The sequence below is a fragment of the Bradyrhizobium sp. KZN70725 genome, from assembly GCF_055264925.1.
This window is the reverse complement of record NZ_JBUYWT010000040.1, coordinates 1-15688: the sequence shown is the minus strand read 5'-3', so window position 1 is coordinate 15688 and position 15688 is coordinate 1. Positions and strand designations below refer to the sequence as shown.

14 protein-coding genes are annotated in these 15688 nt (G+C 65.4%); 11 read left to right on the top strand and 3 right to left on the bottom strand.

What is annotated here, in order from left to right; all coding sequences use genetic code 11:
* Window positions 1-88: 88 nt before the first annotated feature.
* Complete coding sequence (hrpB, locus tag ACZBJS_RS29710; RefSeq protein WP_316398606.1) at window positions 89-2557, bottom strand: ATP-dependent helicase HrpB; 2469 nt, start codon at window positions 2555-2557, stop codon at window positions 89-91.
* Window positions 2558-2770: 213 nt separating this feature from the next.
* On the opposite strand from hrpB, the gene ACZBJS_RS29705 reads away from it, so the two are divergent.
* From ACZBJS_RS29705 to ACZBJS_RS29665, 9 genes are all read left to right on the top strand, one after another.
* On the top strand, window positions 2771-3838 hold the full coding sequence (locus ACZBJS_RS29705; protein WP_316398605.1) for an acyltransferase family protein: 1068 nt from the start codon (window positions 2771-2773) through the stop codon (window positions 3836-3838).
* A gap of 246 nt (window positions 3839-4084) precedes the next feature.
* Window positions 4085-4696, top strand: coding sequence for a sigma-70 family RNA polymerase sigma factor (locus ACZBJS_RS29700; protein WP_057018990.1), 612 nt, complete (start codon window positions 4085-4087; stop codon window positions 4694-4696).
* 410 nt (window positions 4697-5106) lie between these two features.
* Window positions 5107-5862, top strand: a complete 756-nt coding sequence (locus ACZBJS_RS29695) for a cytochrome c biogenesis CcdA family protein (RefSeq protein ID WP_316398626.1) — start codon at window positions 5107-5109, stop codon at window positions 5860-5862.
* Window positions 5863-5879: 17 nt separating this feature from the next.
* On the top strand, window positions 5880-6458 hold the full coding sequence (locus ACZBJS_RS29690) for a thioredoxin family protein (protein WP_316398604.1): 579 nt from the start codon (window positions 5880-5882) through the stop codon (window positions 6456-6458).
* 190 nt (window positions 6459-6648) lie between these two features.
* Complete coding sequence (locus tag ACZBJS_RS29685; protein WP_057018992.1) at window positions 6649-8055, top strand: cytochrome ubiquinol oxidase subunit I; 1407 nt, start codon at window positions 6649-6651, stop codon at window positions 8053-8055.
* The gene (cydB, locus tag ACZBJS_RS29680) at window positions 8052-9053 is read left to right on the top strand and encodes a cytochrome d ubiquinol oxidase subunit II (RefSeq protein WP_057018993.1); all 1002 of its coding nucleotides are present in this window, start codon (window positions 8052-8054) and stop codon (window positions 9051-9053) included. Before ACZBJS_RS29685 ends, cydB begins: the two co-directional genes overlap by 4 nt.
* Window positions 9053-9181, top strand: coding sequence for a DUF2474 domain-containing protein (locus ACZBJS_RS29675; RefSeq protein ID WP_156436394.1), 129 nt, complete (start codon window positions 9053-9055; stop codon window positions 9179-9181). The genes cydB and ACZBJS_RS29675 overlap by 1 nt, the downstream gene beginning before the upstream one ends.
* Before the next feature lie 170 nt (window positions 9182-9351).
* Window positions 9352-9945, top strand: a complete 594-nt coding sequence (locus ACZBJS_RS29670) for a L,D-transpeptidase (protein WP_057018994.1) — start codon at window positions 9352-9354, stop codon at window positions 9943-9945.
* Window positions 9946-10006: 61 nt separating this feature from the next.
* On the top strand, window positions 10007-11044 hold the full coding sequence (locus ACZBJS_RS29665) for an amino acid ABC transporter substrate-binding protein (RefSeq protein WP_141339963.1): 1038 nt from the start codon (window positions 10007-10009) through the stop codon (window positions 11042-11044).
* Between the two features lie 355 nt (window positions 11045-11399).
* Here ACZBJS_RS29665 and ACZBJS_RS29660 read toward each other — a convergent pair whose 3' ends face one another.
* On the bottom strand, window positions 11400-12539 hold the full coding sequence (locus tag ACZBJS_RS29660) for an acyl-CoA dehydrogenase family protein (protein WP_316398603.1): 1140 nt from the start codon (window positions 12537-12539) through the stop codon (window positions 11400-11402).
* Between the two features lie 151 nt (window positions 12540-12690).
* Window positions 12691-13875 (bottom strand): acyl-CoA dehydrogenase family protein, encoded by a 1185-nt coding sequence (locus tag ACZBJS_RS29655; RefSeq protein ID WP_229191734.1) that lies wholly within the window; start codon window positions 13873-13875, stop codon window positions 12691-12693.
* A 168-nt stretch (window positions 13876-14043) separates the two neighbouring features.
* On the opposite strand from ACZBJS_RS29655, the gene ACZBJS_RS29650 reads away from it, so the two are divergent.
* Together ACZBJS_RS29650 and ACZBJS_RS29645 are read left to right on the top strand one after the other, a co-directional pair.
* Window positions 14044-14589, top strand: a complete 546-nt coding sequence (locus tag ACZBJS_RS29650) for a carboxymuconolactone decarboxylase family protein (protein ID WP_028343517.1) — start codon at window positions 14044-14046, stop codon at window positions 14587-14589.
* A 134-nt stretch (window positions 14590-14723) separates the two neighbouring features.
* Window positions 14724-15218, top strand: a complete 495-nt coding sequence (locus ACZBJS_RS29645) for a VOC family protein (protein WP_316398602.1) — start codon at window positions 14724-14726, stop codon at window positions 15216-15218.
* Window positions 15219-15688 lie beyond the last annotated feature (470 nt).

Here is a 15688-nt window from a genome sequence, read left to right as displayed (position 1 = left end):
AATCCATCGTGCGGCATGCGCGGAACGATGGATTGCTTCGTCGCTATCGCTCCTCGCAATGACGGCGATGCATGAGATTCGCGACCCGTCACGTGCCGCGCGGTTTCACGCGCCTGGTCGGCATCGCGCTGGCGGGATCTTCCGGCCAGGGATGGCGCGGATAGCGGCCGCGCAGGTCGGAACGCACCGCAGCGTAACTGCCGCGCCAGAAGCCGGGCAGATCGCGCGTCACCTGCACCGGCCGCTGTGCCGGCGACAGCAGTTCCAGCACCAGCGGCACCGCGCCCTTGGCGATCGAGGGATGGGTGTTGAGCCCGAACAGCTCCTGCAGCCGCACCGCGATGGTCGGGCCCTGCTCGGCCTCGTAATCGATCGCGAGCTGCGTTCCGGTCGGCGCCTCGAAATGCGTCGGCGCCTCGCGATCGAGCCGCGCGCGCAATTCCCACGGCAGCAACGCCATCAGCGCGTCCGACAGGTCGCCGGCGGACAGGTCCTTCAGCGCGGTCTTGTCGTAGAGCGCCGGCACCAGCCAGTCGTCGGCACGCGCGGCGAGCGCGGTGTCGGACAGATCGGGCCAGCTCTCGTCCTCGGCCTTGCGCAGGAACACGACACGGTCGCGCCATTGCTTGGAGTGCTTCGACCACGGCAACCGGTCGAGCCCGGCCGCGATGAGCCCGTCGGCGAAGACGCGCGCGGTCTCGGCCGAGGGCGACAGCGACATCGGTGCTTCCGACAGCGTGATCGCGTGCAGCGAACGCCGGCGCCGCGCGCGCAGCGCCATCGCGCCGCGGTCGAACGTCACCTCTTCCACGTTCTCGATCTGGTCGGCGAAACGCTGCTCGATCTCCTCCTGGGTGATCGGCGCCGCCAGCAGGATGCGGCCGCTCGCGGCCGTGCCGGTCAGTTCGGCGACCGCGATATAAGGCAGCCGCGCCAGCGCCGCGGTCTGCTCGACGGCGGCGCCGCGGCCGTTGGCCAGCACGAAGCTGCCATTGCCGCGGTTCCGGGCGACCCGATCCGGGAATGCGAAGGCCAGCATGACGCCGGTGGAGAGATCCTTCGCTTCGCCGACAGCCGACTTCACCTGCGCGGCCCAGCGCGCCGCCATGCTGCGGGCGCTCGATGCGCGCTGCGAACGGTCGCGGCGGAACTGGTCGAGCCTGACGTCGAGATCGACACTGTCGCCGCCGAGCCCGCGCTCGGTCAGAACCGCGGCGATCTCGGCCGCCTCCTCGCCCATACCGAAGCGGGCGGAATCCACGATCATGCGCGCCAGCCGCGGCGGCAGCGCCAGCGCGCGCAGGCTCTGCCCTTCCTCTGTAATGCGGCCATCACCGTCGAGCGCCCCGAGCTCCGACAGCAGCGATCTGGCTTCCTTCAGCGCCGGTCCCGGCGGTGGATCGAGGAAGGCAAGGCCCGCGGGATCGCTGACGCCCCATTGCGCGAGGTCGAGCACCAGCGAGGACAGATCGGCGGAGAGGATTTCGGGCGCGGTGTAGGCCGGCAGCGACGCGGTCTGCGGCTCGTCCCAGAGCCGGTAGCAGACGCCGGGCTCGATGCGGCCGGCGCGGCCGCGCCGCTGATCCACCGCGGCGCGCGACGCCCGCACGGTCTCGAGCCGCGTCAATGCAATGTCTGGCTCGTAGCGCGGCACCCGCGCAAGGCCAGAGTCCACCACAATGCGGACGCCCTCGATGGTCAGCGAGGTCTCGGCGATCGAGGTCGCCAGCACCACCTTGCGGGTGCCCTTCGGCGCCGGCGCGATGGCGCGATCCTGCACGCTGGCATCGAGCGCGCCGAACAGCGGCACGATCTCGACAGAGGCGTCGTGCACACGCTCAGTGAGGAAGGTCTGGGTGCGGCGGATCTCGGCGGCGCCCGGCAGGAAGGCAAGCACCGAGCCGGCATCGGCACGCAGCGCGGTCGCGATCGTCTCGGCCATCTGCCGCTCCAGCGGCGCGTTGACCTTGCGGCCGACGTAACGGGTCTCGACCGGAAAGGCGCGCCCCTCGCTTTCGACCACCGGCGCGTCGCCGAGCAGTTTTCCGACGCGTGCACCGTCGAGCGTTGCCGACATCACGAGGATCCGCAGATCCTCGCGCAGGCCGGTCTGCGCGTCGCGCGCCAGCGCCAGCCCGAGATCGGCATCGAGCGAGCGCTCATGGAATTCGTCGAACAGCACCGCGGCGATGCCGTTGAGCTCGGGATCGTCGAGGATCCGGCGCGAGAAGATGCCTTCGGTGACGACCTCGATCCGCGTCGCGCGCGACACTTTCGAGCCGAAGCGCACGCGATAGCCGACGGTCTCGCCGGCACGCTCGCCGAGCGTCTTCGCCATCCGCTCCGCGCTGGCGCGCGCGGCGATGCGGCGCGGCTCCAGCACGATGATCTTCTTGCCCCTCGCCCAGGGTGCATCGAGCAACGCCAACGGCACGCGCGTGGTCTTGCCGGCACCCGGCGGCGCCACCAGCACCGCGGCGTTGTGGCCCACGAGCGTGCGATCGAGCTCATCGAGCACGGCGTCGATCGGCAGCGGACTATCGAATTGGCGCGGCAAGGATTCTCATCATCGCAGCGGCGCTCGGGCCGGGCTGCGTCCCATGGTTAACAAACGGTCTCTTCTCTTGGATTCCACGGCCTCTTAGACCATTCGCCGGCTACGGGAAACCCGCGGAAAGGTCCGGTTTGGTGGCACACCATTTGTATCAATAAAGGAGAAAGCAACCGATCGGGCCGATGGTAGGCCCGATCACGCCGGAACGAGACAAAGATGACCACGAACGGCACAGCCGCTGCGACAGATCGTTCCGCCCCAGGCGCGAGCGGACGCGTCGACTGGGTCGACTACGCCAAGGGCATCTGCATCATCATGGTCGTGATGATGCATTCGGTGCTGGGGGTCGAGAAGGCCGCCGACCAGACCGGCTTCATGCACTACGTCGTGATGTTCGCGAAGCCGTTCCGGATGCCGGACTTCTTCCTGATCTCGGGCCTGTTCCTGTCGGTCGTGATCGATCGCGACTGGCGCACCTATCTCGACCGCAAGGTGATGCACTTCGCCTATTTCTACGTGCTCTGGGTGACGATCCAGTTCGGCTTCAAGGCGCCGTCGCTGGCCGCCGAGACCGGTTGGGCCCAGGTTGGACTGCAATACCTCGAATCCTTCATCGAGCCGTTCGGCACGCTGTGGTTCATCTATCTGCTGCCGATCTTCTTCGTCGTCACCAAGCTCGCGCGCAACGTCCACCCGCTCGTGATCTGGCTGATCGCGGCAGCGCTGGAGACCGCGCATGTCGCGACCGGCTGGACCGTGATCGACGAGTTCTGCTCCCGCTTCGTCTACTTCTACACCGGCTATGTCCTCGCCGATTACGTGTTCGCGCTCTCGGACCGCGCGCGGGCACGGCCTGCGCTTGCCCTGCTCGGGCTTGGGCTCTGGGCGCTGATCAATGGCGGCCTGGTTGCGCTCGAGGTGAGCGAATGGCCGGTCGTCTCGCTGGCACTCGGCTTTGCCGGCGCCTGCGCGATCATCGTGACCGGCACGCTGCTGGCGCGCGCGCACTGGCTTGGCTTCCTGCGCTTCTGCGGCGAGCATTCGATCGTGATCTATCTCGCCTTCTTCCTGCCGATGGCGGCGTCACGCACCCTTCTGCTGCGCTTCGGCGTCATCCACGACATCGGCCTGATCTCGCTGATCGTGACCGCGGTCGGCGTCGCCGGCTCGCTCGTGATCTGGCGGCTGGCGCTGGCGGCGCGGGCCAATTTCCTGTTCGAACGGCCCGATGCGTTCTGGATTGCCCCGAAAAAGGCGGCGCCCTCGCTGCAGGCGGCCGAATAAGCCCCGACAGTGCCAGAAGTCATAACAGCCGGATTCGTTCCGACGGCAGGAATCCGGCCGTTCGAATTTTCCTCGCATTGAAATTATTGGCTTTTTGGTCCCGAATGTTTCGTCGTCGGGCCGGCGACGAAACAATTCTCCCGTTCACGAAACCATTTTCCGCTTTTCGCGCAGACATCCGGAAACGGGCCGTAACTAACAATTCTCCCAACGAACCGCCGCCCAACGGCGAACTGGGAGCCTGTCATGCCGAACGTCATCGCCATCAACTCTGCAGCCACGAAGCATATCGACGCTGCTCGCGCGACCTCGGATGAAACGCTGCTCGCGCGTATCGCCAAGAATAACCGCACCTCGATGCACACGCTCTATTCCCGTCATAACGTCCGGGTTTACCGCTTCGTGCTCCGCATGGTGCGCGACACCACGATGGCCGAGGACCTGGTGAGCCAGGTGTTCCTGGACGTCTGGCGCACCGCGGCCCAATTCGAGGGCCGCTCGCAGGTCTCGACCTGGCTGCTCTCGATCGCCCGCTTCAAGGCGCTGACCGCGCTGCGCCAGCGCAAGCATGAGGACATCGACCAGGACGACGTGCTGGAGATCGCCGACGGCGCCGACACGCCGGAAACCTCGCTCGATCGCGCCACCACCAGCGAGATCCTCCGCGCCTGCGTGGCCAAGCTGTCGCCGGCTCACCGCGAGATCATCAATCTGGTCTACTACCATGAGAAGTCGGTCGAGGAGGCCGGGCAGATCATCGGGATCCCGCAGAGCACGGTGAAGACCCGCATGTTCTATGCCCGCAAGCAGCTCGCCGACCTCCTGCGGGGTGCCGGCGTGGATAGCGTCGCCGCATAAAAGACTGCAAATTCAATATCTTAAAGGGAAATCACGCGACCCGGGCAATTGTCCAAGAAGCCGAAAAATTCAGGCGACGAAACAATTGAAACAATCGACGACATCACCCGGAAAAACGCGACCTCTATACCTATATCCAACGACGCAACCCCAACCCCAATTCACTGAACCGGTTTCGATACCTCTTCGTTCTAACCTCCCAAGTAGCCTCCAACGACCCGGCCGGGATGCCCCCAGCCGGGTCGCTCTGTATTTGGCGCGACGTCGTGAAGCCGAGTGCGCCTCGCCTCACACAGACGTGACGCGGCCCGCGACCGGTCCGCCGTAACGGCCAAACCGTCCTTGCGAAGAACATCAGGCGTACCCGGCACGGCCCTCTGGCGCGCCGGGACTCTGATGGACGGATGACGATGCTCAGCCTTGCCCTTGCCCTGCTTGCCGGTGTCGCCACCGTCGCCGCCCCTTGCACCCTGCCGATGCTGCCGATCCTGCTCGGGGTATCGATAGGCCAGACCGGCAAGGCGCGGCCCGCGATGATCGCGCTCGGTTTCGTGATGTCATTCTCTGCGGTGGCATTGCTGCTGAGCGCGATCACGCGCGCCTTCGATTTCGATCCGAACGTGCTGCGGACCGGCGCGGCCGTGCTGCTCGCGGGCTTCGGCCTCCTGATGATCTGGCCGGCGCCGTTCGAATGGCTGTCGATCCGGCTCACCGGCGCTACCAAAGCGTTTTCGAGCGAAGTGGATACCGGTTCGCGTCAAGAAAGCGCGTCTAAACAAGGGGGCAGCCTCGGTCAGGCCGCGCCGTCGCACAGCCTGTTCGGTGGCTTCGTGCTCGGCTCTACGCTCGGCCTGGTGTGGACGCCGTGCGCCGGCCCCGTGCTCGGCTCGATCCTGACCATCGTCGCGACCTCGAAGGACACCGCGTGGGCGAGCCTGCAGCTCGTCACCTACGCGATCGGCGCCGCGATCCCGATGCTTGCGATTGCCTATGGCGGACAGGCCGTCACCACGCGCGCTCGCAGCATGGCGCGGATCGCGCCGCGCCTGCAGCAGGGCTTCGGCGTCGTGATCGTCGCATTCGCCGCGCTGTCCTACCTGCAATACGACACGCTGATCGTGGCGTGGCTGACCCAGTTCTATCCCAACGGCCAGATCGGCCTGTAAGCCCAAAGGAGATATCGATGTCCCTGCGCTTGATTGCCGTATCCGCTCTGGTTACGGGCCTTGGCCTCGGCGGCGCCGTCATTCCCGGCCTCTGCACCGAGTCAGACGCGCCGGCACAGCCGGTGCCGCCGGCGATCGCCATGACAACCGGACAGAGCCAGACCGCGCCCGAAATCGTCGGCATCAGCAACTGGTTCAATTCGCAGCCACTGAAGCTCGCCGACCTGCGCGGCAAGGTCGTGCTGGTGGATTTCTGGACCTATGGCTGCGTCAACTGCGTCAACACGCTGCCGCACGTCACCCAGCTCTATTCGAAGTACCGGGATCGCGGCCTCGTCGTGATCGGGGTCCACACGCCGGAATTCCCGTTCGAGCATTCGGCCTCCAACGTGCAGGCGGCGCTGAAGCGGCACGGCATCCTCTATCCGGTGGCGCAGGACAACAATTCGCAGACCTGGAACGCCTACCGCAACCAGTATTGGCCGGCGCAATACGTGATCGACCAGAACGGCAAGATCGTGTTCCAGCACGCCGGCGAGGGACAGTACGACGAGATCGACCGCACCGTCGCGCGGCTGCTCAACGCCAACAGCTAAAGCCTGATGAAATCAGGTTGAGCTGGAACGGCGTCGAAAGCTCACCTCTCCCCGACGGGGAGAGGTGAACCGGGACCGCACCAAGCCGATCCAGCCAAAACTCAACCCGCTCCAGTCGGACAATCCGCCCTCTTTGTCGTCACAGCTGACGTGGTAAGGTCCACGCCAGGTCGACGACGGATGGTGCGTAATGTTCGAAGGCTGGGATGCGGTCGTACTCGCCCGCGCGCAATTCGCTTTCACGATGTCGTTCCACATCGTGTTTCCCGCATTCTCGATCGGGCTTGCGAGCTATCTCGCGGTGCTGGAAGCGCTGTGGCTTGCCACCAGGCGCGAGGTCTACATCAACCTGTTCAATTACTGGCTGAAGATCTTCGCGGTCGCGTTCGGCATGGGCGTGGTCTCGGGCATCGTGATGTCCTACCAGTTCGGCACCAACTGGTCGTCCTTTGCCGACAAGACCGGGCCGGTGATCGGCCCGATGATGGCCTATGAGGTGCTGACCGCATTCTTCCTGGAAGCCGGCTTCCTCGGCGTGATGCTGTTCGGGCTCGAGCGCGTCGGCCCCAGGCTGCACTTCGTGGCGACGTTGATGGTCGCGATCGGCACGCTGATCTCGGCGTTCTGGATTCTGTCGGCCAATTCCTGGATGCAGACGCCGACCGGCCACGCCGTCAACGCCGACGGCCAGTTCGTCGCCGCCGACTGGCTCAAGGTGATCTTCAATCCGTCGTTCCCCTATCGCCTCGTGCACATGGTGCTGGCGGCGTACCTTACCACCTCGCTCGTGGTCGGCGCGGTCGGCGCCTGGCATCTGCTGCGCGACCAGCATCTGGCGGGAGCGCGCGTGATGTTCTCGATGGCGATGTGGATGGCCACCCTCGTGGCGCCGATCCAGATCCTCGCCGGCGACCAGCACGGCCTCAACACGCTGGAGCACCAGCCCGCCAAGGTGATGGCGATGGAAGGGCATTACCAGAGCCACAAGGACGGCGCGCCGCTGATCCTGTTCGGCTGGCCCGACCAGCGTGAAGCGAAGGTCAAGTATGCGATCGAGGTGCCGAAACTGTCGTCGCTGATCCTGAAGCATTCGCTCGACGCGCCGCTGGCCGGCCTCGACACCGTGCCGCGCGAGAACTGGCCGCCGGTGCCAATCACCTTCTGGTCGTTCCGCATCATGGTCGGCCTCGGCTTCCTGATCATGGGGCTCGGCCTGCTCAGCCTTTTGATGCGCTGGCGGGGGATGATGTACCAGTCGTCGCTGCTGCATCGCTTCGCCGTGCTGATGGGCCCCGCCGGCTTCATCGCGGTGCTCGCGGGCTGGATCACCACGGAGACCGGGCGGCAACCGTTCACGGTCTACGGGCTGCTGCGGACCGCCGATTCGGCGTCGCCGCTGGCGGCGCCCGCGGTGGGCTCGTCGCTGATCGCCTTCATCATCGTCTATTTCGCCGTGTTCACCGCGGGCGTGATCTACATCCTGCGGCTGATGGCGCAGCCGCCGCATCCCGGCGAGCAAGGCCCGACGAAGGATCTTCCGGCCCGCGCGGCCGGCATCACGCCGGCGGCGGGCGCAGCCGTGGAGGGCGCGCGATGATCGATCTCGCCACGATCTGGGCCTTCATCATCGCCTTTGCCGTGTTCGTCTATGTCGTGATGGACGGCTTCGATCTCGGCCTCGGCATCCTGTTTCCGCTGTTTCCGCAAAAGACCGACCGCGACGTCATCATGAACACGGTGGCGCCGGTGTGGGACGGCAACGAGACCTGGCTGGTGCTCGGCGGCGGCGGCATGATGGCGGCGTTTCCGCTGGCCTATGCGGTGCTGATGCCGGCGCTCTACACGCCGATGATCGCGATGCTGCTCGGCCTCGTGTTCCGCGGCGTCGCCTTCGAATTCCGCTGGCGGACCCAGAAGGCGCGCAACAAATGGGATATCGCTTTCGCCGGCGGCTCGCTGCTTGCGACACTGGCGCAGGGGATCGCGCTCGGCGCCATCCTGCAGGGCATCCATGTCGAGGGCCGCCAATACGCCGGCGGCTGGTGGGATTGGCTGACGCCGTTCAGCGTCCTGACCGGCGTCGCGCTGGTGATCGGCTACGCGCTGCTCGGCGCGACCTGGCTGGTGATGAAGACCGAGGGCGAGCTGCGCGACCGCGCCTATCATCTGAGCTGGATGTTGTTGGTCGCGATGCTGGGCGCAATCGGCGCCGTCAGCATCGCGACGCCTTTCCTCAGCGTGCAGTACACCCAGCGCTGGTTCGCCTGGCCCAACATCATCCTCACCGCGCCGGTGCCGATCGCGGTCGCCGCCGTCACCGCACTGCTGCTGCGCGCGCTGAGCAACAAGAACGACCACCAGCCGTTCTTCCTGACGCTCGGGCTGTTCGCGCTGTCCTATGCCGGACTCGGCATCAGCATGTATCCGTACATCGTGCCGCAGAGCATCACGATCTGGCAGGCGGCGGCACCGACCAACAGCCAGGTCTTCATGCTGGTCGGCGTCTCGATCCTGGTGCCGCTGATCCTCGGCTACACCGCCTGGGCCTATTGGGTGTTCCGCGGCAAGGTGCGCCCCGGCCACGGATACCACTGATGCCCGAGGGCTCGAATCAGCGGCCGCTCGGCCAGCGCCTGCTGTGGTTCGCAGCGCTGTGGCTCGGCGGCGTCGGCACCGTGGCGCTGATCTCGTTCGCCTTGCGACTCTGGATCGCGCCGAAATGAGGCGGCCCGCGCAACGTGCCGCGACAATCAATGACAAAAAACAGAAGCATTACAGGGATATACCTGTGGTGCGGCCCTAAGCTTGCCATCAAGCTGCCGCTGAGATTTGATGCTGCCTGATTTGCGGGTGGAGCAACCATTTGGCCGCGTGCCAACGAGGAGAGCTTTCAATGACGAAGTTTCGTCACCTGGTCTGGATGTTGATCGCGACGGGCGCGCTCGTGCTGTCGACGTCGCAGGGTTTCGCCCAAAACCGCCCGGACGCCGACGAGCCCGGCCTTGTTGCTGACGACGGCTACGAGCTCGACCCGGAATGGCAGAAGCAGGTCGTATATTACCGGACCAGTGAGGCGCCGGGCACCATCATCGTCGCGACCGCCGAGCGCCATCTTTATTTGGTGCAGGGTAATGGCCGCGCGCTCCGCTACGGTATCGGCGTCGGCCGCGAAGGCTTTCAATGGCAGGGCCTGGTGAGCATCACCCGCAAGGCCGAGTGGCCGGACTGGGTGCCGCCGCCGGAAATGATCGCGCGCCAGCCCTATCTGCCGCGCTTCATGGCGGGCGGCCCGGGCAATCCGCTCGGCGCACGCGCGATGTATCTCGGCACCACGGTCTACCGCATCCACGGCACCAACCGGCCCGACACCATCGGCACCGCCGTTTCCTCCGGCTGCTTCCGCCTGGTCAACAACGACGTCGCCGATCTCTACAACCGCGTTCCGGTCGGCACCAAGGTGATCATCCGGCAGAAGCCCGAACTCTGATCTCTACCCGCCTTCGATATCCGCCCCGCCTTTCCCCCCGATCCTTCGCGAGAGAGAACCCATGCGTACATTTCGAGGCGGCCTGACGATCGGGCTCGCGATCGCCGCACTGGTTGCGGCCGCCGCCATCACCTATGAGCGTTACGACACCCGCACGCTGAAGCGCACCGTCCGTCGCGGCGACGTGCTGTGCGGCGTCAACAAGGGCCTGCCGGGCTTCTCGATCCCGGACGACAAGGGTAACTGGACCGGCTTCGACGTCGACTTCTGCCGCGCGGTCGCGTCGGCGATCTTCGACGACCCGTCGAAGGCGAAGTTCGTTCCGCTCGACGCCAGCGAGCGTTTCAAGGAGCTGCAGAACCGCAAGGTCGACATCCTCTCGCGCAACTCCACCTGGAGCATGTCGCGCGAGACCAATTACGACCTTTATTTCCCCGCGGTCGCCTATTATGACGGCCAGGGCTTCATGCTGCCACGCTCGCGCAACATCGATTCCGCGCTCGACCTGAACGGCAGCAAGGTCTGCGTGCAGGCCAACACCACGACGCAGCTCAATCTCGCCGACTATTTCCGTGCCAACAACATGAAGTACACGGAGATGAAGTTCGACAAGCTGGACGACGTCGTGAACGCCTACAACTCCGGCCAGTGCGATACGCTAACATCGGACGCCTCGCAGCTCTATGCGCTGCGGCTCAACCTCGCCAAGCCGAGCGACCACACGATCCTCGCCGACATCATCTCCAAGGAGCCGCTGGCGCCGGTGGTGCGCTTGCGCGACGACGACTGGATGATGATCGTGAAGTGGACGCTGTACGCCATGATCAACGCCGAAGAGCTCGGCATCACCTCGAAGAACATCGACGAGGCGCTGAAGTCGAAGAAGCCGGAGGTGATGCGGCTGGTCGGCACCGAGGGCAGCTATGGCGAGGATCTCGGTCTGACCAAGGACTGGGCGGTGCGCATCATCCGCCATGTCGGCAATTACGGCGAGGTCTACGACCGCAACGTCGGCGCCGACTCCAAGCTGAAGATCCCGCGCGGCATGAACCAGCTCTGGAACGCCGGCGGCGTCCAGTACGCGCCGCCGATCCGGTAGACTCTCCATCGTCATTGCGAGGAGGTCGCGACAAAATTGCAAAGCAATTTTGCGCTGAAGCGACGAAGCAATCCATTTCGCCACAAGTGGAGAGATGGATTGCTTCGCTTCGCTCGCAATGACGAGCCTATGCCAAGCCGCCCTCACCGCTGTCATCACCCGCGCGAAAGCGGGTGATCCAGTACGCCGCGGCTTCTCGGCTCAAGCGCCGACGTCTCTGGAATACTGGAACGCCCGGTCCCGTCTACGCCAAGGCTTCGACGAGGCTTTCGCTTTCAGGCGCGCCGAAGCTTGAGCGAAGGCGGCGAGCCGGGCGATGACAGCGTGTTGCGTAGCGACAATGACGCGGCGAAGATCAATACCCCTTGCCGCTCGCCAGCTGGTCGGTGTGGAAGTTGCTGTCGCCGAACAGCTCCTGGCAGACGCGGGCGCGCTTCATGAAGAAGCCGATGTCGAACTGGTCGGTCATGCCCATGCCGCCATGCATCTGCACGCCCTCCTGCACGGCCAGCGTCGCAGTGGTGCCGGCGCGGGCCTTTGCCACCGCGACCGCGGTGGCCGCCTTGTCGATGTCCGTGTCGAGCGCCTGCAGCGCCTTCAACACGGCGGCGCGCGTAATCTCGATATCGATGTAGAGCTGCGCGGCACGGTGCTGCAGCGCCTGGAATTCGCCGATCGCTTTGCCGAACTGCTTGCGCTCCTTCAGATAGGCCACGGTGCGGCCGAACACCTCGTCGGAGAGGCCGACCATTTCGGACGCCACCGCGCCGCGGCCGATATTGAGCACGCCCTCGAGCAGCCCAAAGCCCTGATCGACTTCGCCGAGCACGCTGTCGGCGTTGACCTCGACATTGTCGAACACGATGCGCGCCGCGTTGTGCGAATCGACCATCGCGGTGCGCTCGACCGCGAGCCCCTTCGCCTTTGGATCGACCAGGAACAGCGTCAGCCCGTTCCTGTCGCCGGCGCTGCCCGCGCTGCGCGCGGCGACAATCAGGAGGTCGGCGGTGTGGCCGTCGACTACGAAGGCCTTGTCGCCCGACAGCTTGAAGCCGTTGCCGGAGCGCGTGGCCTGCAACTTGGTCTGCAACGGGCGATGCTTGGCGCCCTCATCGATCGCGAGCGCCGCCAGCAGCGAGCCGTCGGCGATCTTCGGCAGATGCTGCGCCTTCTGCGCCTCGCTGCCGCCGCGCGACAGCGCCGAGGCGGCGAGCACCGAGGTCGCGAGGAACGGCGACGGCATCAAGGTGCGGCCGATCTCCTCCATGACGATGCCGGCCTCGACGCAGCCGAGCCCGCTGCCGCCGAACTGGTCCGGCACCAGCAGGCCGGAGAAGCCCATCTCCGCAAATGTCTTCCAGAGATCGCGCGAGAAGCCGGTGGCATCCTTGGCATCGCGCAAGGACCGCAGATGCGCCACCGGCGCCTTGTCGCTGATGAGGCCGCGCGCACTGTCGCGCAGCATGGATTGTTCTTCGGTGAGGACGAGGGCCATAGGAAATCCGATCTAACGTTCTAAGCAACGGTCTGAGTTCGTCATTCCGGGGCGATGCGACAGCATCGAACCCGGAATCTCGAGGTTCGCGATGCGCAATCGCGCATCAGGGTTCGCCGCTTCGCGACGCCCCGGAACGACGGTGCAGCGATCACGCGCCCGGCAAATCGAGGATGCGCTTGGCGACGATGCCGAGCATCACCTCCGAGGTGCCGCCCTCGATCGAATTGGCCTTGGTGCGCAGCCAGGCGCGCGGGCGGGCGCCGCCTTTGGAGCGGTCGCTCTCCCATTCCAGCGCATCGATGCCGCCGGCCGACATCAGGATCTCATAGCGGCGCTTGTTGAGCTCGGTGCCGTAATATTTCATCGCCGAGGAGAACGCCGGATGCGATTGCCCGGCCTTGGCGAGATCGACCGCGCGCTCGGCGGCGGCAGCGAGCGCGGCCTCGTCGACCTCGAAGCTCGCGATCTGGCTGCGCAGCTGCGCGTCATCGAGCTTGCCCTGCGCGTCCGCACCGACCGAGTCGGCGGCGATCTGGCCGAGCGGACGACCGACGCCGCGCTCGCCCATGCCGGAGATCATCGCGCGCTCGTGCTGCAGCAGATATTTCGCGACATCCCAGCCGCGATTGACTGATCCGACGACATGCGACTTCGGCACGCGAACATTGTCAAAGAAGGTTTCGCAGAACGGCGAATAGCCCGAGATCAGGAGGATCGGCTTGGTCGACACGCCCTTCGAGGTCATGTCGAACAGGATGAAGCTGATGCCGTCATGCTTCTTCGCCGCGGGATCGGTGCGCACCAGGCAGAAGATCCAGTCGGCGTAGTTGGCGTAGGACGTCCAGATCTTCTGGCCGTTGATGATGTAATCGTCGCCGTCGCCGACCGCGCGGGTCTGCAGCGAGGCGAGGTCGGAGCCGGCATTCGGCTCGGAATAGCCCTGGCACCAGCGGATCAGGCCCGCGGTGATCTTCGGCAGATGCTCCTTCTTCTGCTCCTCGGTGCCGTATTTCAGCAGCGCCGGTCCCAGCATGGAGATGCCGAACGAGGTCAGCGGCTGACGCGCGCCGATCGCAGCCATCTCCTGGCGCACGATCTTGGCCTCCTCGCCGTCGAGGCCTCCGCCGCCATATTCCTTCGGCCAATGCGGCACGGTCCAGCCCTTGTCGCGCATCCGCTCGAACCAGACGCGCTGCGCCTCGGACGAGAATTTCGTGTTGCGGCCACCCCAGAAGGTGTCGCCATCCGAGGTCATCGGCTTGCGCATCTCCGGCGGGCAATTCTGCTCCAGCCAGGCGCGGGTCTCCGCGCGGAATTTCTCGAGGTCAGCCATGGTGCGTTTCCAGTCAAATTCGACGAATTGGATTCGACCTTAGACCTACGCAGCCGCCGAATTCAATATGCCTCGCGGCCGCGCCATGCTCTGGCGTCGCTACTCACCTCGCGCGATCGGGTGTATCGCCGAGATGGGGTAACGCTTGAAAAACAAAAGGAAACGGACATGCGGCTGAAGCTGCTTTCGCCTAGCGAAATGAACGCCGCCCAGAAAGAAACCTACGACGAGTCGATCGCCGGCAAGCGCGGTGCGCCACCCGCGCCGATGATGGCCTGGCTGAACAGCCCGGAGATGGCACGGCATGCCACGCGGCTCGGCGAGGTGCTGCGCTTCGACACGATCTTTCCCCCAAAGCTGTCGGAGATCGCGATCCTCGTCACCGCGCGGCACTGGACCGCGCATTACGAGTGGTATGCCCACAAGCGCCTGGCGCTGAAGGGCGGCCTCGACCCGAAGATCATCGAGGACATTCGCGTGCGCCGGACGCCAAGCTTCGACGATCCCAAGGCCAGGGTGATCTACGACGTCGCCAAGGCGCTGCACGAAGGTCACGGCCTGCCGAAGGCACTGTATGACGAGGCGGTCGAGGTGCTGAGCCAGCGCGGCCTGGTCGAGGTGATCGGCCTCTGCGGCTACTACACGATGGTGTCGATGACGCTGAACACGTTCGAGTTCCAGCTGCCCGGCGGCGAGTTGTCGGAGCTCTGCTAGGCCCGGCGACCGTGGCGCCTTTCGGAAACGCTGCGTTTCCGGATCGATCGCTCCGGCGTCGGCAAATCCAGACTATATCAGGCGGCGAAACCTCGCCCCTGATAGCGGGGCATTGACGTCAACGGAGTCCGCTCATGCCAGAGAATCCCCCCATCATCGCGGGCACCCGGATCGGGCATGTTCACCTCAAGGTGGCCGATCTCGACCGGGCGCTCGGCTTCTATTGCGGTGTGCTCGGCTTCGAGTTGCAGCAGCGCATGGGCACGGACGCGGCCTTCATCTCGGCCGGGGGTTATCACCACCACATCGGCCTCAACACCTGGGAGAGCAAGGGCGGCCATCCGCCGCCGCCGGGCACCACGGGCCTGTTCCACACCGCCATCCTCTATCCCACCCGCCCGGCGCTCGCCGACGCGCTGCACCGGGTGCTGTCGGCCGGCATCGAGCTCGACGGCGCCAGCGACCACGGCGTCAGCCAGGCGCTGTACCTGCGCGATCCCGACGAGAACGGCGTCGAGCTCTATTGGGATCGCCCCGAGGCCGAATGGCCGCGCAGCGCGGACGGCAAACTCGCGATGTTCACGCGACGGCTGGACCTGGACGACCTGCTGAAACAGCGTGCGACGTAATTCCGCAAGGCGATAATTTCGTAGCCCGGATGAAGCGCAGCGAAATCCGGGGTTCGCTCCATGAGGCAATACTGCTCCCGGATTACGCTTCGCTCCATCCGGGCTACGAGTGCTTTCCCCTTCCCCCTGAAAGGGGGAAGGTCGGGATGGGGGTTAGCCGCGGGCTCTGCTGCAAGTGGAGAGAGCAGATCCCCACCCGCTTTGCTCTGCGAGCAAAGCGACCTCCCCTTTCCAAGGGGAGGTGAAGAGGTAGCTCGGATGGAGCCAACGGGTCGCGCGAACGCGCGCCCGATGACAGGCTCCGCGAAATCCGGGGTTGGCACCGTGGGGTGATACTGTTCCCGGACTACGCTTTGCTTCATCCGGGCTTCTGTAACGGGCCTTGGTTAGTCAATCCCTTTTCGCGTCATCCACTCGCCGGGCACTTGCTTCTGTACGGGATCGGCGCGAAGGCCGTCGCCTGATGGGGT